The sequence below is a fragment of the Arthrobacter sp. 131MFCol6.1 genome (assembly GCF_000374925.1).
GTDB lineage: Bacteria > Actinomycetota > Actinomycetes > Actinomycetales > Micrococcaceae > Arthrobacter.
The window spans coordinates 405,192-429,908 of record NZ_KB895542.1 but is presented as its reverse complement, the minus strand read 5'-3'; the positions used below and the strand labels follow the sequence as shown (position 1 = coordinate 429,908).

Here is a 24,717-nt window from a genome sequence, read left to right as displayed (position 1 = left end):
TGCCACATCTGTCGACTGTCAGCTTCCAGACGTGCGTGATGAGCGTTTACCATTTGCCCCACCGCACAGGCCTCGTAAGAAGGCTCGATTTCGACGCAACGCCGCAGGTTGAGGGTGACGTCGCCGTGAACGGCCGAGGCCCCTATACACTGACGTTCAATCTACAAAAGGGGACATTTCGACATGAAAATGGCTGGCTTGGCGCCGGGCACGACGGTGCGGCTTGTGGCCCGTCCGGAAATCGTCGGTGTAGTCTCCGGCTCACGCGATATTGGTGGCATCCTCAGGTATGACGTTTTTCATGACAGCGGGGTCCACGGATACTTCGCGTCGCAGATCGAGCCGGTCACACAAGCTTCAAACCCTGAGGCCATTTCCGCTGCTGGCTTGCGCACAGGGCTAACGTCTGAGCTGCTGCGCGATAAGAACACGGGCTATCTGCACGCACGTAATGTCGGGCGAATTGACTATGAGCCGTATCAGTACCGCCCAGTCCTAAAGATCGTTCAGGCGGACCGTCCACGGATTCTGGTCGCCGATGACGTGGGTGTCGGCAAAACGATCGAGGCCTGCCTCATTCTGAAGGAGCTTCAGGCGCGCCAGCGCGCGCGCTCCGTCCTAGTAATCTGCCCAAAACCCCTTGTCGTCGACGAAAAGTGGCGCAACGAACTCAAGCGCTTCGACGAGGACTTCGTCCATCTGAACAGTTCCGACCTTCGATTCTGCCTTGAGGAGTCGCTCCGCGAAGGCGAATGGCCATCCCGGTTCGCGAAAGCGATCCTCCCGTATTCCCTGCTCGATGAACGTCTGCTCGTGGGGAGCGACGGCAACGGCGGTATCCGTCGCATCGGACTGGTTGACCTCGCCCCAGGCCCGCATTTCGATGTCGTTATCGTCGATGAGGCGCACCACATCCGCAACCGGTCGACGTTCGCCTATCAGAATGTCCGGCGCCTCACCGAGTCAGCCGATGCAGTCGTGATGCTGTCCGCCACTCCGCTGCAAACGGACAGCCAAGACCTTTTCACGCTAGTGAACCTGCTGCGTGACGACATCGTGCCGACGGAGCGCGACTTCGCACAAATGCTTGAACCAAACCACTACTTATACGAGGCCATCGAAGCAGCCCGAGCTGGACATGACGAGTGGCAGCGTGATGTGCGTCGGGCTCTCGATGGTGCGCTTGCCACGGCGTGGGGAGGCCAGGTAATGGCGGTCGACCCTCGGGTGGGGCAGGTGCGGGATCTGCTAGGCAGCGAAGCAGAGGATGCACGCGCGCGCATTCGGGTCGTGCGCACATTGGAGGACCTCAATACCTTCTCAACAATCGTGAGCCGCACGAGGCGTCGGGATATAGGCACGTTCACCACGAGGAAGCCGCGCGCACCCCTTGTTCAATTTACGCCTGCCCAACAAGTTGTCTACAACACTGTGCTCGCGCTTGGCCGTAGGATCGTTGAGCTTCAAGCGCCGGGGATGCCCGTCGAATTTCTCCTGTCCATGCTCCGACGCCAAGCAGCCAGCTCGATTAGTGCGCTCGCCCCCCTTGCTGAGCAATTGCTGGAAAACCGTCTCGACAAAATCGAGTTCTCAGAAATGGGTGAGGACGCCCCCGACTCGGAATTAGTTCCCCCGCTTATGGCCGACCTGCGCAAAGAAATAGGGAAGATTGGCCAGTTGGCAGCAGACCTGGAGGGGCTCCCCGACCCGAAGGTCGACGTCCTCCAACGGGTAGTAGAGGACAAACAGGCCGAAGACAACAACAAGATCCTGGTTTTCAGCACGTTCCGCCACACCTTGAGATACATCGAAGCTCAGTCGCGCGATTGGGATGTTCGCGTCGCCGTCGTCCACGGCGCAGTTCCTGACGAGGATCGGCACGCATTGCGCCGGCGTTTCAAGCTTCCGAAGGACAACCCCGATGCGATCGACCTGATGCTCTGCTCCGAGGTGGGCACTGAGGGGCTCGACTATCAGTTCTGTGACACCCTAGTGAACTACGACATCCCGTGGAACCCAATGCGAATCGAACAGCGAATCGGGCGCATCGACAGACGTGGTCAGCAGAGCGAGTCGGTCGCGATCATAAACATACTCACGCACGGAACGATCGAAGCCGAAATTTACGAGCGGTGCCTGCTGCGTATCGGCGTCTTTCACCGTGCCCTCGGAGGCAGCGAGAAGATCCTTGGCGACGTAACCACAGAGCTGCGCAGGATCGCCGACGATCTGACGCTCTCCGAGGCCGACCGCGAGGAGCGGCTCCGCCAGCTCGCTGACAACGAGGTCGCGCGCATCCAGGAACTCGAGCGACTGGAGGACCAGCAAGGGGAACTTCTCGGGCTGACGACTGAATCATTTGAGTCTCGCGTCGCCGAAGCGAGCAGCGAATGGCTTGAGGACGACAAGATCCGTGGGCTTGTCCGTTCATATTTAGAGAGTCTGTCGAGGCGCAGTATTAGCTTGCAGCCGGGCAGGATTGCCGTCGTGCGGCTAGACGAGGACGCTGCTGCCAAAATCGGCGACTGCCTGCGCGCCATCGGCGGCGATGCGCGTCTGGAAAGGTTGATCCGGCGAACGCCCCTGGTCCTCCGGCTCACGACGGACGCCGAACTCGCATCGGACGACGATGACGTCGAGCTGCTCGGTGCTACCCATCCCCTTGTCCTCGCCGCCGCGCAACATGCAGCCTTGGCGGGTGTCCCAAGGGCATCGCTGCGGGTCCGATCGGACCTGGTCCCGCCCGGGCGTTATCCCGTCGCCGTCCATAGCTGGACCCGACTCGATTCGCGTGACACCTTGACCCTCCGCTATGTCAGCACGGACGCGTCAGTGGAAGCTGCCGCGGACGCCCTCCTCGCGATGGCTGTCGATGGTGACCCGCAGGCAATTCTGGAGCCCAAACAGGCGGAAATGCTCGAGCAGCGCCACCTTGTCGAGTGGGCGGCGGCTCGCGACAAGCATGTGGTGCGCGCCAAGGCCGCAGGTGCACACCGGGTGGCGTCTCTCCGAGCCCAGAGAGATCGACAACTTCGTGTTGTCGAGGAAAGCGCCAGCAAGGTGAGCGACACCAAGATCGTGAAGATGCGCCAGAGCGAATTAACCGCGATTCAGGACAAGTTCGACAGGCTCATCGCCCAGCACGAGCGGGCGGTTACTGGATCGGACCTGATAACTAAGCAGCTCGCGACTGCGCTTCTTGAGGTGGAGGCACCATGATGACGTTCGAAGAACTTTCTACAAAGAGACGCAATTACATCGAGGCGGCACGCGACAACGGGTTCGAGGAGGGTCTCCGCAAGCTCTTGTCCGATCTCTACCCGGACAACGCGCACTTCATATATGAGCTGATGCAGAACGCTGAGGACGCCGGCGCACGTGAGGTGAGGTTCGACCTCCGCACCGATGGTCTGCAGGTCAAGCACGATGGTCCGCTTCTTTTTGATTTAGACGACATCGACTCGATCACTGGGATAGGACAGTCAACTAAGGCGGACGACGCAACGAGCATTGGCAAATTCGGTATTGGGTTTAAGGCCGTTTTCGCCTATACGCAGACACCTGTGATCAGCTCGGGCGAGTACTCTTTTGCGATACATGACCTATTCATTCCCGTACCAGTTCCAGGGCATGCCGACGCAGGATGGACGACTTTCTGGTTTCCTTTCGACCGTGCCGACAAACAAGCCGGGCGTGCGGTCAAGGAGGTAGCGAGTGCACTTCGTGAAATCTCAGGGACGACACTTCTGTTTCTCAAAAACATCCACTCAATCGCATGTTTTCTTCCGGACGGAGATGAACGGTTACTCGAACGCCGCGCCCTCGACGACAACGTAGTTGAGATCGATAGCATTCACGAGGAAGTCGGTCCGTCATACTGGTATCGAGTTATCGGCGATGTGGCGGCAGGGGGCAATAGTTATCCTGTAGCGGCAGCCTTCGCGCTGGAACCTCATGCCTCGATCCAGTCGGAAGCAAAGAAGCCTAAGGAGCCGAAAAACTATACAGTAAAGCCCGTTCACGGTCAGGTGTTTATTTACTTTCCGGCTGTCAGGGAGACCTCGGGGCTCAAATTCCATATCCACGCACCATTCGGCTCCACTGTGGCCAGGGATAGCGTTCGCGACGACCCCGGGAACGATGCGCTAGTGAAGGGAATCGCTAAGTTAGTCGCCGACGCGCTTCCGCGCATGCGCAAGGCTGGTCTGATCACCGACGGTCTACTTAGTGCCCTGCCGAACAACAATGATGATCTGCCGCCAAGGTACTCCGTGCTGCGGGATCAGATCACGTCCGCCTTTGGCATCAAGTCGCTGACCCCAATGGTCGGCCGTGGACACGCACCAGCTCGCTCACTTCTGAGATCGAACCGGAACATACGGTCGACGCTCTCGGTCGATGATGCGAACTTCCTCCGCGGACTCTACATGAGCATCAGCGGCAAACTGGCCACAGGGTGGCTGGCGGATCGAGAAGGCAGGGCGGGGGCGTTCCTCAACTCCCTCGAAGTGCTGGATTTCGCTCGTGATGAACTCTCCGAGGCACTTGAGCGGGTGGCGACACTGTATGACGAGGCAGCCATGTACGAGGACGACATCGATGAAGTGGACCGCGCAGGCCTTGAGTCCTGGCACTTGTGGATCGCTGCGAAGGACGACGCCTCGCTGCGTGACTTCTACGCCATGCTGGAAGCTTTGGCCCCCAAGGCCCGAACGTCCAACTATTTCACAAATCGAGCTGGTGACGAGTTTCTCTCCACGCTGACCACGGCGCCTCTAGTACGCGTTCAGGACGGCGAAGGGGCTCGCCACGTTCCCGGCCCCGAGGCTCACCTGCCAACCTCAACAGGTCTCCGGGTCGACGGACTCGTGCTCGACACCCTAGCCCTGTTCGATGGGGCCGACGATTCTGAGCGTCTGGAACTAGTACACGCTTTCTTCAGGCACGCAGGAGTCAAGCCTTGGGACGCGGCAGCTCAGCTGGATGCCCGGTTCAGCACATACAGCGGTGAAAGAGCCGCAATCACTGAGCAGCATCTCGATGACCTCAAGACTCTGGCACGGCTCATCGAGGACAAAGCCGTATCACCGTCCACATACTCAGCTCGCCCAATTCTCGTGGCCGCTCGGCGGGACGGAACCCCATACTGGGCGAGGCCAAGCGGTGTCTATCTGGACGAGCCCTTCGCACCGACGGGTCTAGCTTCCCTCTACGAATCAGACGAATACTCCGGCACACCACCCGGGCGGCTATACGAGAAGTATCTTGACGCCGCGCCCGAAGTAGCCGAGCTAGCGAACAGCCTAGGTGTCATTCGTGGACTATCGATCGTGCCGGTCCACGCGAAGAACAACCCCGAATTCAAGTGGGCATGGGTAGACAGGGAGAACCATAATAAGGTCTCCTCTGACTGGTGCATCCATCACTTCGACGTGATCGTTTCATGCGGTAATGAGACGCTACTGCGCGGACTATGGACCCTTGTGACGTCCGCGCAGTCGATGCACGCCGACGCTGTGTACCGCTCCAACGGCTCTAGCGGCAGACACGATATGCAGTCGCAATTGCTGCAGAAGCTAACTTCTGAACCCTGGATTCTGGACCGTGACGGGAACCTGTCCCGCCCGCAGGACATCACCTCTGCCGAACTGGCGGAATGCTTGACAGTGCCGACGCACTCACCTCTTTTGGACCGCGCAGGGTTTGGACGGAATGCCGCCGTAGAGGCCATGCGTCAAAGAGGCGACGAAGCCAGAGCGAAGGCGCTAGGGTTCGAATCAGTCGACGTACTTCACGAAATTGCTGAAGTGTACAAGGAGGATCCGGAAGGTTTTCGCGAGTGGCTTCAGAACAGAAAGTCGACATCGCTTCCCACTGCAGCTTCATCTGCGCCGGAGCAGCGGGCAAAACGTAGCGCTGAGCATGCCGCTAACGCCCCGTTTCGTTCATACGACAAGCGCGTACGATCGGTGTATGTGCAGGTTCCGGGCCATCTCAGCTCAGCCCGCAACTACCTCCGGCAGCTTTACACCAACGACGACCATTTGATGGTCTGCCAAGTCTGCTCATCCTCGATGCCGTTCAAGATTGCGGGCAATTACTACTTCGAGGCAGTCCAGTTCGTAAGAAACGCGAGGCACGACCTTGCGGAGAATCGGCTTGCTTTGTGCCCCACCTGCGCAGCAAAGTATCGCCATGCGAGAGGCACGTCGCTGGAGGACCTGCGTGATGATTTGCTCGCGCAGGGCGTAGGACATCAGGGAAGTATCACAGTCGACGTTGTGCTTGCCGATGAGGCTACTCAGGTTCGGTTCGTAGGCAAGCACGCGATTGACTTACAAGCCGCATTAAGTGCGACCGAGGGCCAGCCGATTGAAGACGATGAATTCGACAAGTTGGAGGAGTAGGGCTCTACCAGGCCGGAGTCTCGAACGCGGCACGCTTCGAGGTGACCGATCCGGCGCTGCCAATACTTATTTGGAGAGTCCAGCCCGCACCCAGAGCCTTGACGGCCTCCCCCGCGTCCCGTCGGACATCTGCCCGATTCCCGCCAGCTTCGTCCGGGCCTGGACTGCCTGGGTGGTCAAGGCGAGGGATGTGGGCGCCCAGACCAGCTCCGTCATCGCCGCCGCCCGGCGGCTTGCCGGCTTGCCGCAGCCGCAGGGCGGACCAAGGTCCGGGCCGCCGACTTCAGCGCCGCGGCCGCAGACTTCCATGCCCGCACCACCCGCAGCGCCGGCAATTCCTAGCTGATGCGCATGGCAGCGTTGGCCCCTGGCGTACCTTGACCAGGAACGAGCCGAGCTGATGACCTAGGCGGGGGGCGCTCAGCGCTCTGACGCATGCCGCCCCGGACGCGTAGGAGGCCTGCGGTCTCTGGTGCGTTCCCATCCGGGAGGCGGCCCTGCGCGATCCAGCCGTTTTGGGAACGCGCTTCGACGAGGATCTGACAACCAAGACGACAATCTGTCTGGCAAACTTGAGCCGTGAATGACAACTGGCGCGCCCGCTCGGGTTCGAAGACTCCGCCACCACCACATACGATGCTCAGCATGATGGCGTCCCCGATTGGATGACCGAGTCCTTTTGGGACTGGATGAGGACACAGTTCCTGCTCCGTCAGCGCTCGGAGGAATACCCCGGCGCGTATGACTATTACCTTGATCAAGACCTTGTGCGGCAGGTGGAGCGACGATACGGGGTAGCGATTCCATATCGTGGCCACAGTGCAGAAGACGGAATGTCAGAAAAATACGTGATTCAGCAGAAGCGACAACTGCGCAGGTGCGCATTGCCGACTTCTTGTTAGCGCTCCAATCCAATGATCACGCCGCCCGCCAATTGAATGTGGTCCTTCAAGAGTCGGGCTCCATGTGGGGAGTCGGGGAAAGGTACGGATGAAAGGGTTTAATCCGTAGGGTGCCAGACTCCATTCGGGCGGCTGTGGATCACGCCATACTAACAAGCGGGCATGCAGGTGCCCGTCACGCTCGGCGTGGGAAGCCATCTACGCAAGATCAACTCGCAGATCAGGAACACCGGGGACTGGTCTCTGCCTCTGCAACGCGAAGATGCGCGTGCTCCGACCAGATCCACGCTGTTGTCCATGATGAAGATACTCTGGGCGGGCCAGGCGGATCGTCACGGAGGACACCACGACCCGGATCTGGCTATTACTCAGGAAGCCGCGGAAGTAGCCGTTGTAACGGCAGTAACGCTGGTTCAGTGGTTTACGTCAAGTGCAGTGCAACGACGACCAGTTAACTAAGGGATTCGGGACCCGAGTTCGGACCCCCAAGGCAGTAGCCTGCGACGGAACTGAGTTCTGCTCGGACTTCTATCAGCTGTCCGTCCTCATTTACGGGCTTCGACGTCGGCAGGGTAGTCATCGTCGCCATCCCAATTCATGGCATAGGGAGAGTCATCATGCCCGACGAGAGCCTCCACGGCTTTGCGCCTATCAATGACGTGCTCGATGGGGACACCGAAATCGCTCAAACCCGAACGTCACCGCTGAAAGACGCACCTGTCCGTAAGAAAACCCTGGTGATGAGTGGCGCCGCCCGATCACGGCGCGGCCAGCTTAGACCGGTGCTAGAAGCCGCCCTCAACGCCTACTGACGGCTGCAATGAGTGCATAAACCAGCCCGACATAGTCTCGATTCAAAGCTACGGCAGGCGCCATATATTTGTCTCGGTGGGGGCGAGTGGGTGGGCGAGGCAGTCCTCGCGCACGCCATTAATCTTAATTCGTAGCGGGTCCCTAGTCAGCCTGAGAGCCTGGACATCAGCATTTCGCGATGGCGAAAGTAGGCTCCCTCCCCGTTGTCGTCGAGAATCGGGATACGGATGACGGGTGGGTGGCCCATTGCGGGAATAACCAAGTCGCGCAATGCGTCGTTGTGCGCGCGCTGCCGCTGCCTGCCGCCTGGCCCAAAACCTGTCGCGGCCTTTGCGGCTCGGTATTTGTCGGCACGCAGCGCCAACTGTCGGCAAAGACTCGCGTACTCATCCTTCTCGAATCCGAGAGGAACGCCCGGCGGATACAGCTCCAGGGTTTGGAACCGGAAGGTTGTAAAGTGCTGCAACTCATCGGTTTCGATAAAGGTGCCCGTTGGCGCATGATAAAAGTCGCCCGGCAACGGAGTGAACCGTTTGGCCGCCTGCGCATCCCTCTCACCTTTGAGCGCCAGAAAAATCGCGGATAAGGCAGCTCCCGCCGAGTCTGCTGCCTCCTGCGGGAGTCCAAAATGACCTCGCTGATTGATCCAGGAAACCTTGGCCATCTCGAGGTGGATCCCGTCTCCGGCGGCAGCCGTACAAAATGCGGCCTGGGCGGCTCCAACTGGCATTGCTTACGCTTCCTCGGTGTCGCCTACACGCTCCTGCTCGCCGACGCCATGCGTGCCGTGCATCCAAAGAGTTACATCGAGAATGCGCAATAGCGAGACGCGCTCAAGCCCGGCGGCCGAGCGCAAGAAGTGCAATCTGCTGGTGAATGCTGTGTCTGTCGTGAATGCGTGACGCCACGCACGCCACGTCCCGTCGGCATTTGCAAAGCCGGTGGCCTTCCCAACAACGGAATCGTAGATGGGGATTAGCGCAGGGCGCTTGCGCGCCATGAACGCAACGCGCACTTCCTAGTCGCCGTCGCGATGGGAACCGAGCCGGTGAAGCTGCCCGCAGGCACAGTGCTGCTCAGCGCCGCTCCCCTGGCCGAGGACTGCTGGCTGCAGCCGAACAACGCCGCCTGGGTGCTGAGGGGCTAGGGCGAGCGATCGCGCTCCGGTCACACGAAAAGGCCCCGTCCACGTTCCGCTTCACAGCTGAACGTGGATGGCCCTTTCGCGCCTCACAGCGCTGACGGCTACGACGTTGCGTCAGCAATTGCGGCGGCATGTCCTGCTCTCGAGGAACGTCGGGCGTTTGTCGCCGTGGCCAACGCCTGCAATTGCTGATTTCCGAGGAAACCGGCAACATCGATGGATCCGTCGGCCAAGATCCGCACGTCGATTCGGTTGGCCACAAGCTCTGGCCTGTACGTTGCGTAGCGCTCGGTCAGGTGGATGAATCGCTGGTTACTTGAGCCCACCAGCGAACGGACAGTCTCTGGGCTCTCCGCCAGATATGGCCCGTCCACCAGCAGGTCGGTCGCAGCGAGTAGGGCACGCGCATCAGCGTCTCGGTTCTTCAAGGACTCATACTCGTACCCTGTGAAGACAATGACTCCAAGTCCTCGAGCCTGGGCTGCTCGAGCCAAGGCTCCGCCTGCGAGGGCTTGATCGAATGGCTCTCCCCCGATGAGCGTGAACCCCTCCACTCCAGCGTCAACGGCCTCGCTTATCACCGTGTCGACAGCTACCGTCGTCCCGCCCCGTTCCGAAAATAGATGCGGGTTGATGCAACCTCTGCACTGGATGCGGCAGCCCTGAAACCAGATAGCCGACCGGAACCCCGGACCTTCGGCCGTTGTGCCGTGCAACACCCGTCCGATGCGAAGGGTAGCGATGGTCACAGGTCGAGACGGCGAGACGATGCGTGGCCGGGGGCTTCTTGGCGTCCCGTTCCGTCAGATTCACCAGGACCGAACACAAGGTGGTCTCGAAGCGGGATCAGCAGATGCGGCTGCACCCCGGACTTCGACATGAGTTGCTCGAATGAGCTGAACGGACCAGAACCCTGTCTGGCCTGCACGATGCGTTGTGCAGCGTCTTGCCCGATACCTACCAGTCGGGTCAGGTCCTGGACCGAGGCTGAGTTGACGTTCAGGGGTTGTGTCGTGCCGAAATTCGGCTCCTGCTGTCCGGACGTTTGTGTGGCCGTGGTCGCGTGGCTAGTGCGCAATGTTGCCGCCGAGAGGGCGGCGGCACCTGCGTTCGGATCGAATCCTACGACTGGGGAGTTCGAAGGAGACGTAGCAGCAGCCGCAGAGCCAGCCTGCGCATACCACTTTGAGTCAGTCGAGTGGGCCTTCCAAATAAGCCACTTCCTGTTGAAGACAAACGTCAGCGCGACACCGCCGGCGAAAGTCAGGAACCAGCACCACCCCCAGATATCGCTGGCAACCGAGTGAATCGGCGCCGCCTTTGTTCCGGAGTCGAAGGTCGTGCTCGCAACGAGCAACGCAACCCCGAGGACGCTGAAACCAACGCCGAGCCCAATCCACAGTTTGTTCTTTGCTTTCAGACCGCGAATGAGGAAGCCAACACCCGTCAGCAAACCGAACGAGAGAATACTCCATAGCACCCCGGCACTATTCCGCAGCCGCCAAGTCCGCGAACACAGTTTTTCTTCAGGTGTCATTGTTCACTCTCATTCGTCATGGTCTGCTGGAAGACGGCCTGCGGGGTGTGAGCTACTTGAAAATACTCAGGCGTCAGGCGAGAATCCGCAATTTCAGCGCCCGGCAACAAGGCCTGGATCATCGCCAACTCATCCATACAACTCGGGCCCGGTTGGCCGCTGGATTCTGCGGTAATAGCACCCGAATAGGAAACAGTTATCGTAATTTTTTTCATTCTTAGGCCTGTTCGAATACGAGTTGCACATCGCCGTTGTCACTGGTTTGCGAAATGAGAGTCAATCCCATCTCCGCCGCCCGCGCATGCAATGACTCGACTGTTCTCTGCTGGAGTAAAACCCCAACGGACATGTCTAGTGCCGCCAACATGCTAGTTGTCGCATCTTGATCGGAGCCGTCGACGCGACCGAGGAATACGCCGCCCACGAGCTGAAACGTTATTCGTCCGTAAGGACTATCGCCAGTGATTCTTCCCTGGCCCAAGCTGAGACGCGTGGCTCCCATGGCGATCAGAGCGTCACGAAGGAGATCCTGGTCCTTTATTCGTGTGGACTTGCATTTTTCGCAGAGGTCGGTGCTTCGCGCTTCCCGAATCGCCGCTATCGCTGCGATTCCAATGGGTATGAGGAGAACCTCGAGGCTCATCAGTTACTCCTAGAAATCGATCTGTCGACCGCCGCGCCAGGAAGTGACGTCGTCGGCAGATGCAGATCCGCTTGTTGAATATTCCTCACGAGCGCTGATGGAGGTGGCGGCCACGGCGCGTTTCGACGCCCATCCCCGGACGGCGTTGATCTGCTCCGCCTGGGTGACGGACAAGGGCACAGTATTGGCGATGGCCCGATGCAGATCTTTCTCATTCAGCCTGCGTCGTTCCGAGAATGCCTCGAAGCACGCGCTGATCACGGCCTCTGCGATCTCCGCTCCAGAGAATCCTTCGCTTCTTTCAGCAAGTGCGTTCAACGAACCCGAATCAACGTCAAAATCTCCAGAGGCTTCAGAGGTCCCTCCCAGACGTTTATCCAGTTGAATCTTCCAGATGTGCGTTCGCTCTTCTTTGGTCGGGAGATCCACGAAGAATATTTCGTCGAAGCGCCCCTTGCGAAGGAATTCAGGGGGCAGCGCATCTATCTTGTTGGCTGTGGCGATGACGAAGACTGGGTTCTTCTTTTCCTGCATCCACGTCAGGAAGGTACCAAAGACCCGTTGGCTGGTACCAGAGTCTCCCCCGCCGGAGGACCCGAACCCTTTCTCGATCTCGTCTATCCACAGGATGGACGGCGACACGGCCTCTGCCAGTTTCAGCGCGCCTCTCATGTTTTGCTCGCTGGAGCCTACTAGACCCGAAAACACCCGGCCGACGTCGAGCCGCAACAACGGTAGGCCCCAAAGTGTAGCCATGCAGGTCGCCGTCAGGCTCTTCCCGCATCCTGGGATTCCGGTGATCAGGACACCCTTCGGAGCAGGTATCGACCACCTCTGTGCCTCGGGAAGCCACGAACCGTTTCTCTTGGCGAGCCACTTCTTCAAGTTTTCAAGTCCGCCAACATCCGCCATCGTTCCAGTTGGAGAAATGAACTCAAGCAATCCGGATTTCCTGATTGTCTGGCGTTTTTCGTCGAGAACCATGGCGATGTCGGACGCGTCCAAGCGACGGTCCGTGGCGATGGCCCGTGCAAAGGCGTTTTCAGCTTCACCGAGCGTTAGTCCCTGAGCCGCCTGCATGAGCCGTTGCCTTTCGTCTGGGCTTAGATCTACAACTATCGATGCTGCATTGGCGTTAACGATTCCATTCAAAACGGTTTCTATCTCGTCAGCGCCAGGAAGAGGGAGATCAACAACGGTGACCTCCTTTTCGAGATCGACCGGCAGGGTCATCCCGGGTGAAACCATGATCAAGGTGTGCGGGATTTCGCCGGTTCTAAACGCAGTGGCCGCATCCAGGACTGCTCGAACCATGGCCGGCTCTGCAGGGCGCCCCTGCGATCCCAAGAAATGGTGAAGGTCGAAGAACACAAAGAGAGTCGGCTCCGAGGCCTTAACTGCTTCAGAAAGTGCCACATCCGGAGACGTCGGTTTTCCTGCCTGGCCCGGAATGTGGAGACCCTTTGAAACTGTGTAAAGAATGACTCGCCGGGGACGCCTTAGCTGCGGCCCTGAAGCAACAGCTTCAGCCGCCGTGATTACACGATCCCCTTCGTGCGTTTCGACCATGAGCACCGGGTGTCGCGCCCGTATTAGATCGATCAACGTTTCACTGAAGGTTAACGGCTTCTTGGAATTCAATTTTTCCCCTCACCTGTCCGGTCTCGTCGAAGTGTATCTCAGCATGACTTCGCGAATCCCGCATTGCGAAGGACTGTCACGGAGAGGGACATCAGGAACGGGCTTGTTCGGTAATGCGTAGCCGGCGACGAAGCCGAGCCGCCGGCCCCGACGGCGTATTTCCGACGGGGCCGGCGAATGTTCTGGTGGAACGGTGCTTTGGCTGACAGTCACGATGGGCTTCCCGCCGATCCCCGGTAGTCAATCCAAGAGCCGATGTTGTCTCTAGCACCCTTCAGCGCAGTGAATTCCGCGCCGAACGCGACATAGTCACGCGAGGCAGCGGCATTTAGACCGCGATCAGTCTCTCTGCCGATGCTGCATCTATCGCCTTGTTGAACTTGCTCTGCACAATGGCGGGGCCGATGGTACCCAGGAGGAACTGCACCCAGAAGGCTGCGTGTCGTCCGAGTCCCCCTCGGGTGAACTGCTCAACGCCTACTGAGTATTTCCATAGCCAGACAATGTTGGCGATCGGCACGATGAGTAGCCAAGCCGTAGGGATCGCCGTGCCAGAGTTATTCATTTCATTCTTAGTCTTGACACTCCAGACGAGGGAATAAATGCCGAAAGTGACGAGAGGCAAAAGCAGCGGGGCTGCAATACTTCGGGGTTTCATTGTTTCTCCTGTTAGTGAGTTCCCATCTGGAGAAGCCAAACGGGAAGATTGCTGTGCTGCCGCTCGCGAAATCGGGCCAGAGCTCGCGCTTACTCTTGCACGTATGACGAACTCAAGCATCTATGACGACTATCGGACGCGCGCTGCGCCTCGTTAGCCATGGACTGCCGAGAAGTTCGGCTAGTAATTGGTGGCGTCCGCCCAAGAAAAGAGGCCGTGATTCCGTAGGGATTGGGTTAGCCCCTCGGAGACGAAAAGCGGTTCGCAAACACCAGAGTTCAAGGAACAATCCAGTAGGCCCCGCTGACATCCGTCGCCGGGCACACTCCTTTGCCTGGGAACTCCGACTGGGTACCTGCTCATTTGCGATCGCAACGCGGACTTCCTCGTCACCGTCGCGATGGGCACCGAGCCCGTGCGACTGCCAGCCAGCACTGTGCTGCTCAGCGCCGCACCTCTGGCCGAGGACGGCTGGCTGCAGCCGAACAACGCGGTCTGGTTGCCGTGCGGCCTACGCTTCGTCACCTTCTCAGGCGTTGAAAGTCGGGGCCTTCCCGACCAGGGCGAAAAGCTCACCGCCGGCGTCACGGGCCCAAGGCCGGCAAGACGACTTCCAATGTCGGCAAAAGGCATATCGCTCGGCTGACCCCAGATGACGAATAACCCCCGCGCGTCATTGCGACTCGCGGGCGTTCCTTGCCGTTGGCTCGGCTGCGGCGTGAGCAAGGCCTACGACTTTTGTAGCCGTGAGGGCCGCTCACTCTTGACCATGCACCATGTCTCCAAAGCGTCAGAGCCGAGCCGCCGGCAAGTCCCCGAAAGGGCAACCGGCCGAGACTTAGTGCCCAGTCATCATCGATGCGCATGCCGAGCGGGCAAGTTGGACTGTTCCCTGGATACAGTCCCGGCATTTATCAAATCCAGGTCCGATAAGGGAGCGACGTCTTTTTGACCGTGGTGTAACCGGTTTTGGACGCGGAGACCCGGACGGTGATGAGTCGCTTGAACCAGAGATCGTCCCAGTCAGGTGTGAAAGTTGCGGCAGTGGCGCCAATGACGGGCACGCCGTCGCGGTACCACTGGTAACGGAGCGTCACCGGAACCGGCGACCAGGCACCGGGGTACACGGTGAGGGTAGAAAAGAAAGCCGAGCCACCGAAAATCATCGGATCGGGTCCCACTAGACCCATCGTCACCGTTGCCGTAGCGGTTGAGGTTTTGGAGCGACTCGCGTATCCGGTCTGTGATCCAGTGACTCTGACCGTAAGGACCTTCGTGAGGTCCGCGGTGGTGGGCTTGTAGGTAGCTGCATTCGCCCCTACGATGGCCACCCCGGACCGGTACCACTGGTAATTAAGGGTGACTTGTGCGGGTTCCCAAGTGCCTGGGTTCGCCGTTAGCGTGGATCCAACCCTGGCGTAGCCGGTGATCGCCGGGGGTGCCGCAACGAGCGAGCCCTTCGCCACTGCAGCGGTCGGGGCGGAAGTCTTGGTCGCTGTGAAGTACCCCGCCTTCGTGCCGGTAACACTGACGGTGATGACCTTGCCGACGTACGCGGGGGTGGCTTTGTAAGTGGAGAGTTTTGCTCCGGGGATAACGACGCCGCCGGCGTACCACTGGTAAGTCAAGGCCACGGGTGCTGGACCCCAGGGTTCGGTGAGCACTGTAAGGGTCGAGTCGACTTTCGCAGTGCCCGTGATTTTCGGAACGGCCGTCGCGAGTGAATCTGCCGGCACTCCCGCCGTTGGAGCGGAAGTCACGGAAGCTGTGGCGTAGCCGGGCTTGGCACCGGTGACTTTTACGGTGAGAGTAGCCCCGGCGTCATTCAAGGCAAGCATGCGGGTCGCTGTCGTAGCTCCGACGATGGCCACGCCCGATCGGTACCACTGGTACGTGAGAGTCACCGGGGCTGGAGTCCAGGTTCCGGGGTTGGCAGTGAGTGAGGACCCGACCTTGGCGGTCCCGGTGATTGCAGGAATGGCCGTAACCAGGGACGCCTTGGCCACTGCCATTGTTGGGGCAGAGCTCACGACGGCGGTGGTGTAGCCGGGTCTTGACCCGGTGACCTGAACGGTGAGGGGGGACCCTGCATCGTCAGCGGTGAGCATGCGCGTCGCTGCCGTCGCACCGGTGACGGGCATCCCGGAGCGGTACCACTGGTATGTGAGGGCACCCGGGGCTGGTGTCCACGAGCCGGCGTTGGCGGTGAGTGTGGATCCTACCCTGGCCGTGCCGGTGATCGTCGGGGTGGCCGTGCCCAGAGAGGCCTTGGCCACTGCCGCTGTTGGGGTGGAGGTCATGGCGGTCGTGGTGTAGCCGGGCTTGGTACCGGTGACCTTTACGGTGAGGGGGGCGCCGGCGTCGGTGGCCGTGAGCGTACGCGTCGCCGTGGTGGCTCCGGCGATGGGTACGCCGTCACGATACCACTGGTATTGAAGCGTCGCCGGAGTCGGGGACCAAGTGCCGGGACTCGCTGTGAGAATGGAACCGACCATGGCTGTGCCCGTGATCTTTGGAGTTGGAGCGGCGCTGAATGGGCCTGCCGTCACAGCTGCCGTTGCGGCGGATTTCTTAGACAAGATCGTGTAGCCAGGCTTGGATCCGGTGATCTGGACCGTCATCGTTTTGCCCACATGGTCGGGAGCCAAGACTAATGTGGATCCTGTAGCACCAGACACCGCAATGCCGTCGGCCAGCCACAGGTATGCAAACGTGCTTCCGGCGGTCCATGTGCCGGTTGTAGCGCTTAGCGTGCGGCCGACCGTGGGCGCGCCGGAAATCACCGGTGTGCTGCCGGTGAGCGTAACTAGGGTGTGGACCAACGGGTCCGAGGGAGTAGTCCATTCGCCCCAGCCAAGCTGATTCCGTGCCCGCACCCGAGCCGTGTAGGTGCCGGCGGGAAGGTCGTTCAGTGATGCTTCCGTAGCGGACGTACGGATAGTGCGCACGCCAGCAGATCCGGAGATCTCGGCTTCATATTCCAAGACCCCGAGCATGTCGTAGTGCGCCGTCCAGGCAGCCGTGAGGGTTCCTTCGCTTGACCGCAGTTCGGGCCGCTTCCCTCTCAGCGGTCGCGTTGCCACCACGAAGTTCCCGCCGTATGAGGTACCTGTGCTGTTGCCATTCGCATCGGCGAGGCCACGGATGTAGTAATCCTTGGTGCCACGCGAATCGTTGTCAGGACTGTACTGGGGGTACTCGAAGTTCCCAACAAAGATTCCCAAGTTGGGGTGGATGGACGAGTTGGTGAAAGCCTTTTCATTGAAAAGCTCCCCAAACCTCATAGTGGCATCGGCTGGAATACCAACGCCCGGGTCCTGCGCGTTGACAGTAATTGTCGTCTTGCCCGGTCCGTCAGTTATATCGACTATTTTCTTACTCAAGGAGGTCGTGACCGTCGGCGCGTCCCGGTCCTGCGCAGACACCACCGTCGGATATATGCCAATGCTGTACATAGCGTCGTCCACGGCGAATTGCTGTTCGTTGCCGGCGAGATCGACGATGTGCGGCACGAAAATCCACTTGCCACTGGTGATGAACTCGGGGAAGGTGAAGATGGTTTCGTAAGTTCCCCTGAATCGATCACCGGAGACAAGAGTCATCGATTGGCCGGGTATAACGTACCCACCGTACATGGGCGTGCTGTACATGCGGGCGGATTCGGTATCGACGCCCGTTCCATGGTCCTGGACTTCGATACGCACAGTGACTTGAACGGGGCCGTCAACAACGTCAATGCGCTCATGTGACACCCACCCGTTGAGGACGACTGGCGCGTCCGGGTCCTCAGGAGTGGCCTGCGCTGGCAATACACCGGCCCCCGTGACTACTACGGTGGCCGCAAGTGCTCCCGCCAGACGTCGTGTCCAAGTTGAGACTGCTGTAGCACGCCAATATTTGGACACTGGTCCCCCAATTATTCATGAAACTTCTACGTTCAACGAGAGAACTATGCCATGGCCAGAGCACCGGTAATGAACGCCGGTCGACGACCCGCCGAATAGACCCCGTTCCGTGGCGAAAAATGGCGGCAACATAGGCATGAGATAGCAAAAGCATAGTGGGCTCCCCAGGGTAGGCGCGCTGTTAGCAGGCTTACTTCTGCGGCACCGGGCTTGGCCACATCTCCGCGGCCTGGCGCAGCGCCTCGGTCATACTGCCCACCTCAACGATGGCCTTGCCTGCGATATCGAAGGCCGTGCCGTGGTCCACGGAGGTGCGGATCACCGGCAGACCCACCGTCATGTGTACGCCGGCATCGATGCCCAGGACCTTCACAGAGCCGTGAAACTGGTCGTGGTACGTCGCGACAGGTCGTAGTTTCCGCGGCGGGCCGGGAATACGGCGGTGACCGCCGGGAGCGGGCTGCGGTGATGCCGACGGCCTGCAGCTTCTCGATAGCCGAGGTGATCCGCCGCTTCCTCGCCGTAGCCGAACAAGCCGTCCTCCACCGCGTGCGGGATTGATGCCTTCGCATTCGTGAAGCTCGGCTGGGAACAGAATGCCGCAGGCCGCCGTCGGCAACGAGCTCGAAGCTGCCCGTCAGCTTCACGGCGCCGCCGCCGCGTGGGCGCTGGAAAACCACGACATCGTCCGCTCCGTCATCCGGATCTGCGGCGGCGAGTTCGGCAGCGTCCGGGCCCGGGGGGGCGCGCTGGTGGCGCTGCTGAGACTGCCCGGCGCCGCGTACATCTACCAGGGCCAGGGGCTAGGGCTGCCCGAGGGTCGGCGTCCCGGCAGGGGCCCGCGTGGATCCGATGTGGGCCCGCGGCGGCGTCTGCCGCGACGGCGCACGCGTCCCCTTGCCCTGGACCGAGGACCTTGCGCTGAACCACGGCTTTTCGCTCGGCGAGACTGTTGCGGACCCGTGGCTGCAGGTCCCGCGGGCTGGGGCACCCACGCCGTCGAATGGCAGCAGCAGGACCAACATTCCGCGCTGAACCTGACCAAGGCTGCCCTGGAGCTGCGCCGGCAGTTGTGGAAGAACAAGGTGTTCACCGCGGACGACGGCGGCCCCTGGCATGATGAGGCCGGAAACCTCCTCATCTGCGAACGCAACGAGCACTTCTTGGTCGCCGTCGCCATGGGCACCGAGCCGGTGAAGCTGCCCGCAGGCACAGTGCTGCTCAGCGCCGCACCGCTCTCCGAGGACGGCTGGCTGCAGCCGAACAACGCCGTCTGGGTCCTGCGCGACTGACCTCCGGGAAAGGCTCAGCAAACACTGGGGCTGTCCACGTCCGATCAAAGGAACCCGGACGGTCCCTTGTCGCTAGAGAAGGACGGAGACGTGGCCCAATCGCGTGGGCTCCACAAGGGAGCTAGAAGCTAACTCCGACGCCACCACCTCGGAACTTGGCTGGGTGTTCCAAAAACGGCGCAACCCACCAGGCGTCAACTTGGTAAAGGTTCACACGAACAGCCGGGACTTCGTAGCTGGTCATTCCTGAGGGGATTACCTGGGCCGGACATAGCGTGAGGACTTCCAATGTGGGGAGGCTGTCCCCGGGGGACAGCATCTCCATCAAATCACTCGCCTGTTGGGTGGCTATGGCCTCCTTTTCGTGTCGGGGCATTTTCCAACCGCCGACGTCCTTCACAATCTCTGTAGCAAACGCGCTCACGTTCGTGCCGATAAAAGTGGACGTGGATGTAGGGATGCCCACATACACTGTGGACCCGCATACAACAACGATGCGCTGCAAGGTTGCGCCGTTCTCCGCCGCCTGCACGACAGCTTGGAGGTGGGGATCGAGTAGTCCGAGTGTATTCATGCAGGGACTCTAACAACTATCTCTCGCGGGCAAAGCCTAAACGCAAGATTGATGACACGACCCCCTCGTCGAGTCCTGCTCGGACGGGCTTGGTGGCCTTTCAATCGTCATCCGTTGCGGAGACGTCCTTCGCTCCTTGATGACGCGTCGACAAGCCTGATTCAGGACAACACTCCGCCTCGGAATGCCATCTAGCAGGCCTATATTAATCGCCGGCACTTTTCCGAAAACCGAGCGAGATGACATTTTCCAATGTGTTTGCATTGGATTGCGCGGATGCAATGTAACATCCGGTATGCGGGTATACGCCCGTGACGCTATTGGGGGAAGCGAACACGTTTGTAGCTGCTGGCTGGCGCGATGTAGGGCTCCTGCGGCCCGCGCTCCACGCCGGGCTCCCTCCATGCGCGTCCATCACCGCACCCACTCCGCACGCTTCGCATCGCACGTCGGTCAGGTGTCCTATGAAAGGACTCTCATGAGCCAACCCCCGAACCTCGCCCCTTATCCCCCCATCTATGGCCATGGACAGGCACAGCAGGGCAGTAAGTCGTTCCTCGTGACATGGCTGCTCTCCCTCCTCCTCGGCGTTCTCGGCGCAGACCGGTTCTATCTGGGCAAAGTCGGAACCGGCATCCTCAAGCTGGTCACCTTCGGCGGCCTGGGCATCTGGGCCCTGGTCGATCTCATCCTTGTACTGGCGAACAAAACCCGCGATAAGCAAGGTCTTCCGCTGGAGGGTTACGACAAGCACAGGAAAATTGCCCTGATCGTCACCGCTGCCTTCATCCTCCTGAGCATCATCATCAATGCCAGCCGCGCAGGAGCTGCCACGTCGTCCGCCTCACCAGCTTCCGCCGTAAATGCCGCCACTACTGCCGCTGCTGCCACCCCGACAGCGACCGCAACAGAGGATCCCGCCGTCGCCAAGGCTGAGGCTGACGCTAAGGCCAAGGCTGACGCTGACGCTGCTGCTAAGGCGGCGAAGGCAGAGGCTGACGCTAAAGCCAAAGCTGACGCCGACGCTGCTGCCAAAGCCAAGGCTGACGCTGACGCTGCTGCAAAGGCGGCGAAGGCAGAGGCTGACGCTGCTGCTAAGGCTGCCGCTGAAGCTGGGACGACGAGTCAGCAAAACGCTTTGCGGACCGCTGGTGACTACCTCGATTACCAAGCCTTCTCGCGTACAGGCCTGATCAAGCAACTGCAGTTCGAAAAGTATTCGGCAACGGATGCGACCTGGGCCGTGGACCGCGTGACCGTGGACTGGAACGAGCAGGCAGCCAAGTCTGCCCAGAGCTACCTCGAATACCAGTCTTTCTCCCGTGCCGGGCTGATAGACCAACTGATCTTCGAAGGCTTCAGCTCGGCGCAGGCCGAGTACGGAGTGAGCAAGACGGGCCTGTAGAAGTCCGAATCGATCAAGCCCAGCCGATGGGCTGCTAAATCCAGAACAAATGAAAATGGGAAAAATGAAGAAGGAACTGGCCCTGACGGGCTTGCTGTGTCTTGCACTATCAGGATGCGCGGGAGCAAATGCGCCTAAAGCTGCTCCGACCGTCACCGAGACCGTGACTGTAACGGAAACTGCCACGGCGACTGTGACGGCGACTGTGACGGCAGCTGCGGCGGCTCCAGCCGCCGCAGCTGCCGTACCTGCCGCTCCGGCCGCTCCGGCCGAGACAGCCTTAATTCCGGCCGCAGTTGAAGGCATGAATGCTCAGGCCCTCGACGACGACTTGGAAGCCTTGGGATTCGAGAACATCATCTACAATGCCGATACAGGCAAAACAGTCCTCTTGCTAAGGAACTGGACAGTCACCGGAATCGATAACCCGGGCGCTAAGCAGCCCCTTAGCAAAGCCGTTGTCGTTCACGTAACCAAGTAGCCCGGCGGCGGGCGCAGACGGCCATGATCAGCCGTCTGCGCCTGCCGTTCAGTGCACAGATCCTGACATCCCGCTGCCGTAACGCACATTCCTATTGGGCTGCTTCCCCTTTGCCAGTTCGACGTCGGTGCCCCGGCAGTTGTGGAAGAGGTCTTCACCGCGAACGACGGCGGCAACTGGCGGGTCGAGGCCGGAAACCTGCTCATCTGCGAACGGAACGAGCACTTCCTCATCGCCGGCGCAATGGGAACCGAGCCGTAGAACTGCCGCGCCCGCACCAACATTAGCCTTGGGGGTGCCTTCGTGGGGCGCGCGCCAAAAGCCTGAGACCATGGCGTGCCAAAATCACCCGTTGGCCTGCGTGACCTCTCATGCGGCTTCGATGAACCGGCCGTTTGCCCCGCGCCTGGCTGCGGAGCCGCTCCGTTTAGGCCTTGTCCTTGGCCCACCACAGGAATTCGGCAGCGTGCTGCTGGTGCCGGAATCCCTCGCCGAGAAGTGCAAGCAGCAAGTCGTTGCTCCACAGGATGAGGCGTCCGATAGTCCAGTCGACCCTCTCGGGGTCGGGCAGTTCGAGACCCCAGAGCGAGCGTGCAATCTCCCGCTTTCCGGCCACTCCGGTGTACTTGAGGATCGTCAAGTACCTGTCGGGGTATACGATGCACAGAACCTTCGTGAGGAGCGACTCCTTGAAGCCCTTCATCCCAAAGGACGTGGTGTCGTTGATGAGGGCGGTGAGGCGGTCCTCCAAGTCGACCGGCGATGTGCCACGAAGCAGATAGTCGACTGCCTTGCGGACGTGCACCGCGCCGGCCTGGGCGCCCATTTCATTCCACGCGTCGTTGAAGACGGACATGTTCCCTGGGTTGGCGCCGATGTTGGAGTTGGCGAAGTCCTTGAGATCCCGGGGGTCAGCTTGGGTCAGGCCCTGGGCGCTGAACACTTGCTGGTACTTGGCCCAGTACGGAGCGACATTCGGCTCAGGCTCTGGCTCCCGCTCTAGAAACTCAGCCTTGAGTTCGTTAGCCCGTGCAAGCTTTCCCGGATCGACGTCGCCAGGCTTCGGGAACCGCTTCTTGATGTCCTCGAGCGTTGGTAGCGGAATCTTCTGCCGGGCCGGTTCACCCCGGAGCCACTCGTGTCCACAGTTTGTGCACTTGACCTTCTTCTGTGTCCCCGTCAACCGCTCGAGGAGCTCGACGTGTTCGTCGGTCTGGCAGTTGGAACAATCGAGATCAAGGGCCATATGGCATACCTTCCGAACGCGCTGAATATAGCCGACAGGGCCACCCAAACGTTAGCAGCCTCGGCTCGTCCCCTGCGCTGGCCTGCCCTGCCAATCCGCGGCCCTGACCCCGGGGGCCAGGCCGACGTCGGCTTCAATGACCCCCGTGGGATCAACCAGAACGCTCCGGCCCACCGAGACCGGCGCGGCCTGACACACGCCAGCTGCGTACACGCTGCTCTCGATGCCGCGTGCGGCGTTCAGCACCATCTTGCGCTCGGTCTAGTGTTCGCGGCACCCAGAACGAGCAGACCAGCAGGACCTGGGCGCCGGCGTCGACGTCGGCCAAGCAGCACAACTGGGTAACCCACCCGGCGGGGGCCAACCTGCGGGCCCGTTGCGCGGACCGTGTGGCGGCTCCCCAAGGGGCGTCGCCTCTAAGATGAGGCATGGACTTCGAGGACACGCTCTGGACGGTTTTGGGAGCCGGGCTGGTTCTGCTGATGCTCGTTGACGTCTTTCGTACACTCCTTTATCCGCACGGTTCCGGTCCTCTGGGGCGGGCGATCATGCGCGGATTCTGGCTTGTATCGAGAAAACTGCGGGGCCGGGGCTCTTTCATCGCGGCACCCTTGGCGATGGCCGCTGTCATTGGCGCCTGGGCAAGCTTGGCGGCCATCGGCTGGGCTCTGCTATACCTGCCGCATCTGACGGACGGTTTTGTTTACGGAGCCGGGGTTCCGCTGCGGGCCGACTTTGCCGAAGCCCTCTACATCTCCCTGGTCACTCTTTCCACCGTGGGGTTTGGCGATATCGTGGCCACGCAATCACTGCTGCGGCTGGTTGTGGCCCTCGAGGCCGTCACCGGTTTCGGCTTGCTGACAGCAACGGTCACCTGGATCCTGCAGACTTTCCCGGCCCTGAACCGCCGCCGGGCCCTTGCCCACCAGCTGACCCTGTTCAGGGAGGCTGCAGGTCCGGCAGGTGTATCGGCCATGGATCCCAGTCACGCTGCCGGCCTTTTGGAGGCCATTGCCGGAAACGTGGCTACGGTGAGCATAGACCTGCTGGCGTTCCACGAAACCTACTACTTCCGTGAAATTGAGCAGCGCGGCTCCTTACCCGCCACGGTGGCCTACGCCCAGGAGCTGGCATCCCAGGCCCAGCGCAGCGAGAGCACTGAACTGCAGTTCGCCGGACGGATGCTCCACGCCGCGCTGGACGGACTCGCGGAGGTCCTCCGAGGCAAATTCGGCCATTCCGGAGCCACATCTTCCGATGTGTTCGACAGCTACGAGCTGCACCACCGGCACCGGCGTCCGGGAGAACGCAACACGAACTAGCCCGCGGGCAGTCGATACTGCTTACCCTGCCGTTCTGCCCACGCTCGTTGCCCCGTCCAGCGCTGATAGCCACCCGCTCCGGCTTGGAAGGCGGAAGCCGATTCCCCCGGCTTCGATGCCCCTAGCGATGCTATGAGTCGTTGATCGGTTCCAGAATCCTGCCTATGTGCGTTGGGAAATGTTGATGATGTTGTCCTCGCTGTCCAGGAACCAGGCCGCCTTCCCCCAGTCAGCGGTGGCAACGCCGTTCTCCGTCTTCAGGCCGGGAAAATCGTAATCTTCAAAGACGACGCCGCGGCCCCGCAGTTCCTCCATCTCGCGTTCGAGATTGTCCGTTTCCCAGCCCATCTGGGTGTTCTTGGCGGTCCCGGCATTCTCTGTCTGGTAGACGAGGAAGCGGGTTCCTTGGCCGCAGCTGTACATCACGCTGCCTTCCTCCATGGACTCGGAGGGTTCGATTCCCAGCTTGTCCCGGTAGAACTCCTTCGCCCTGTTGATGTCCTTCGCGGGGAGGACAGCGATGATGTTTGAATCCGTGAGCATGATGATTCCCCTTCAGTGGGTAGATGACCGCAACGATGGCGTGGCTCCCCCCGGTTTCGGTCCCCGGAATCCTTGTCCGGAGCCCGTGACCGCCCCTTGCGCCGAGCCGGGGCAGCCACCTGGGACTCTTCAACGCCGCGCCACCCATCACCAGTGCGAAGGGCCCCCGAAGTTTATGTGGTCATTATGGACCGATTTGGTCCT

The 24,717-nt window shown here is 60.5% G+C and carries 20 protein-coding genes; 7 read left to right on the top strand and 13 right to left on the bottom strand.

The window, feature by feature from the left end:
* The first annotated feature begins 183 nt into the window (after nt 1–183).
* From C566_RS21150 to C566_RS22675, 3 genes are all read left to right on the top strand, one after another.
* Complete coding sequence (locus tag C566_RS21150) at nt 184–3,219, top strand: DEAD/DEAH box helicase (RefSeq protein ID WP_081627283.1); 3,036 nt, start codon at nt 184–186, stop codon at nt 3,217–3,219.
* Complete coding sequence (locus tag C566_RS0108685) at nt 3,216–6,407, top strand: sacsin N-terminal ATP-binding-like domain-containing protein (RefSeq protein ID WP_018773941.1); 3,192 nt, start codon at nt 3,216–3,218, stop codon at nt 6,405–6,407. The genes C566_RS21150 and C566_RS0108685 overlap by 4 nt, the downstream gene beginning before the upstream one ends.
* A gap of 1,519 nt (nt 6,408–7,926) precedes the next feature.
* Nucleotides 7,927–8,121: a hypothetical protein gene (locus C566_RS22675; protein WP_155846809.1), complete on the top strand. Its 195-nt coding sequence runs from the start codon at nt 7,927–7,929 to the stop codon at nt 8,119–8,121.
* A 146-nt stretch (nt 8,122–8,267) separates the two neighbouring features.
* Here C566_RS22675 and C566_RS0108675 read toward each other — a convergent pair whose 3' ends face one another.
* The 10 genes from C566_RS0108675 to C566_RS23150 form a co-directional block, all read right to left on the bottom strand.
* The gene (locus C566_RS0108675) at nt 8,268–8,852 is read right to left on the bottom strand and encodes a hypothetical protein (RefSeq protein ID WP_018773939.1); all 585 of its coding nucleotides are present in this window, start codon (nt 8,850–8,852) and stop codon (nt 8,268–8,270) included.
* 3 nt (nt 8,853–8,855) lie between these two features.
* Nucleotides 8,856–9,137: a DUF6308 family protein gene (locus C566_RS22940; protein WP_018773938.1), complete on the bottom strand. Its 282-nt coding sequence runs from the start codon at nt 9,135–9,137 to the stop codon at nt 8,856–8,858.
* Nucleotides 9,138–9,367: 230 nt separating this feature from the next.
* The gene (locus C566_RS21145; RefSeq protein ID WP_018773936.1) at nt 9,368–10,015 is read right to left on the bottom strand and encodes a 4Fe-4S cluster-binding domain-containing protein; all 648 of its coding nucleotides are present in this window, start codon (nt 10,013–10,015) and stop codon (nt 9,368–9,370) included.
* Nucleotides 10,012–10,803 (bottom strand): ComEA family DNA-binding protein, encoded by a 792-nt coding sequence (locus tag C566_RS0108655; protein ID WP_026266521.1) that lies wholly within the window; start codon nt 10,801–10,803, stop codon nt 10,012–10,014. The genes C566_RS21145 and C566_RS0108655 overlap by 4 nt, the downstream gene beginning before the upstream one ends.
* Nucleotides 10,800–11,018 carry a DUF2997 domain-containing protein gene (locus C566_RS22350; protein ID WP_081627282.1) on the bottom strand — a complete coding sequence of 73 codons (219 nt, stop codon included), beginning with the start codon at nt 11,016–11,018 and terminating at the stop codon, nt 10,800–10,802. Before C566_RS22350 ends, C566_RS0108655 begins: the two co-directional genes overlap by 4 nt.
* 2 nt (nt 11,019–11,020) lie before the next feature.
* Entirely contained in the window at nt 11,021–11,446 is a 426-nt protein-coding gene (locus C566_RS0108645; protein ID WP_018773933.1) for a hypothetical protein, read from the bottom strand.
* Nucleotides 11,447–11,455: 9 nt separating this feature from the next.
* On the bottom strand, nt 11,456–13,087 hold the full coding sequence (locus C566_RS0108640; protein ID WP_026266520.1) for an AAA family ATPase: 1,632 nt from the start codon (nt 13,085–13,087) through the stop codon (nt 11,456–11,458).
* A 328-nt stretch (nt 13,088–13,415) separates the two neighbouring features.
* A complete protein-coding gene (locus C566_RS22345) occupies nt 13,416–13,745 on the bottom strand; it encodes a DUF4234 domain-containing protein (RefSeq protein ID WP_018773931.1) in 330 nt (109 codons plus the stop codon).
* A 914-nt stretch (nt 13,746–14,659) separates the two neighbouring features.
* Nucleotides 14,660–17,449, bottom strand: coding sequence for a hypothetical protein (locus C566_RS22085; protein WP_442852620.1), 2,790 nt, complete (start codon nt 17,447–17,449; stop codon nt 14,660–14,662).
* 391 nt (nt 17,450–17,840) lie between these two features.
* Nucleotides 17,841–18,023, bottom strand: a complete 183-nt coding sequence (locus tag C566_RS23150) for a 4-hydroxythreonine-4-phosphate dehydrogenase PdxA (RefSeq protein ID WP_018773930.1) — start codon at nt 18,021–18,023, stop codon at nt 17,841–17,843.
* A 589-nt stretch (nt 18,024–18,612) separates the two neighbouring features.
* Between C566_RS23150 and C566_RS23140 the strand changes: the two genes are divergently transcribed.
* Nucleotides 18,613–18,942 (top strand): hypothetical protein, encoded by a 330-nt coding sequence (locus tag C566_RS23140; protein ID WP_018773929.1) that lies wholly within the window; start codon nt 18,613–18,615, stop codon nt 18,940–18,942.
* Nucleotides 18,943–19,063: 121 nt separating this feature from the next.
* Here C566_RS23140 and C566_RS0108615 read toward each other — a convergent pair whose 3' ends face one another.
* Entirely contained in the window at nt 19,064–19,516 is a 453-nt protein-coding gene (locus C566_RS0108615; protein ID WP_018773928.1) for a hypothetical protein, read from the bottom strand.
* 478 nt (nt 19,517–19,994) lie between these two features.
* On the opposite strand from C566_RS0108615, the gene C566_RS0108610 reads away from it, so the two are divergent.
* Both C566_RS0108610 and C566_RS21120 read left to right on the top strand, forming a co-directional pair.
* Nucleotides 19,995–20,921 carry an Ltp family lipoprotein gene (locus C566_RS0108610; protein WP_018773927.1) on the top strand — a complete coding sequence of 309 codons (927 nt, stop codon included), beginning with the start codon at nt 19,995–19,997 and terminating at the stop codon, nt 20,919–20,921.
* A gap of 64 nt (nt 20,922–20,985) precedes the next feature.
* A complete protein-coding gene (locus C566_RS21120; RefSeq protein ID WP_231386292.1) occupies nt 20,986–21,402 on the top strand; it encodes a hypothetical protein in 417 nt (138 codons plus the stop codon).
* Nucleotides 21,403–21,829: 427 nt separating this feature from the next.
* Here C566_RS21120 and C566_RS0108595 read toward each other — a convergent pair whose 3' ends face one another.
* Nucleotides 21,830–22,648: a hypothetical protein gene (locus tag C566_RS0108595; protein ID WP_018773924.1), complete on the bottom strand. Its 819-nt coding sequence runs from the start codon at nt 22,646–22,648 to the stop codon at nt 21,830–21,832.
* 428 nt (nt 22,649–23,076) lie between these two features.
* Between C566_RS0108595 and C566_RS0108585 the strand changes: the two genes are divergently transcribed.
* Nucleotides 23,077–23,970 (top strand): potassium channel family protein, encoded by an 894-nt coding sequence (locus C566_RS0108585; protein WP_018773922.1) that lies wholly within the window; start codon nt 23,077–23,079, stop codon nt 23,968–23,970.
* A gap of 162 nt (nt 23,971–24,132) precedes the next feature.
* On the opposite strand, the gene C566_RS0108580 is transcribed toward C566_RS0108585, so the two are convergent.
* Nucleotides 24,133–24,513, bottom strand: a complete 381-nt coding sequence (locus C566_RS0108580) for a VOC family protein (RefSeq protein ID WP_018773921.1) — start codon at nt 24,511–24,513, stop codon at nt 24,133–24,135.
* Between the last annotated feature and the right edge of the window lie 204 nt (nt 24,514–24,717).

Bases quoted from the DNA above. Each gene is read 5' to 3' on its own strand.
- C566_RS21150 (WP_081627283.1), top strand. From the start codon at position 184: ATGAAAATGGCTGGCTTGGCGCCGGGCACGACGGTGCGGCTTGTGGCC.
- C566_RS0108685 (WP_018773941.1), top strand. From the start codon at position 3,216: ATGATGACGTTCGAAGAACTTTCTACAAAGAGACGCAATTACATCGAG.
- C566_RS22675 (WP_155846809.1), top strand. From the start codon at position 7,927: ATGCCCGACGAGAGCCTCCACGGCTTTGCGCCTATCAATGACGTGCTC.
- C566_RS0108675 (WP_018773939.1), bottom strand. From the start codon at position 8,852: ATGCCAGTTGGAGCCGCCCAGGCCGCATTTTGTACGGCTGCCGCCGGA.
- C566_RS0108655 (WP_026266521.1), bottom strand. From the start codon at position 10,803: ATGACACCTGAAGAAAAACTGTGTTCGCGGACTTGGCGGCTGCGGAAT.
- C566_RS22350 (WP_081627282.1), bottom strand. From the start codon at position 11,018: ATGAAAAAAATTACGATAACTGTTTCCTATTCGGGTGCTATTACCGCA.
- C566_RS0108645 (WP_018773933.1), bottom strand. From the start codon at position 11,446: ATGAGCCTCGAGGTTCTCCTCATACCCATTGGAATCGCAGCGATAGCG.
- C566_RS22345 (WP_018773931.1), bottom strand. From the start codon at position 13,745: ATGAAACCCCGAAGTATTGCAGCCCCGCTGCTTTTGCCTCTCGTCACT.
- C566_RS0108615 (WP_018773928.1), bottom strand. From the start codon at position 19,516: ATGAATACACTCGGACTACTCGATCCCCACCTCCAAGCTGTCGTGCAG.
- C566_RS0108610 (WP_018773927.1), top strand. From the start codon at position 19,995: ATGAGCCAACCCCCGAACCTCGCCCCTTATCCCCCCATCTATGGCCAT.
- C566_RS21120 (WP_231386292.1), top strand. From the start codon at position 20,986: ATGAAGAAGGAACTGGCCCTGACGGGCTTGCTGTGTCTTGCACTATCA.
- C566_RS0108595 (WP_018773924.1), bottom strand. From the start codon at position 22,648: ATGGCCCTTGATCTCGATTGTTCCAACTGCCAGACCGACGAACACGTC.
- C566_RS0108585 (WP_018773922.1), top strand. From the start codon at position 23,077: ATGGACTTCGAGGACACGCTCTGGACGGTTTTGGGAGCCGGGCTGGTT.
- C566_RS0108580 (WP_018773921.1), bottom strand. From the start codon at position 24,513: ATGCTCACGGATTCAAACATCATCGCTGTCCTCCCCGCGAAGGACATC.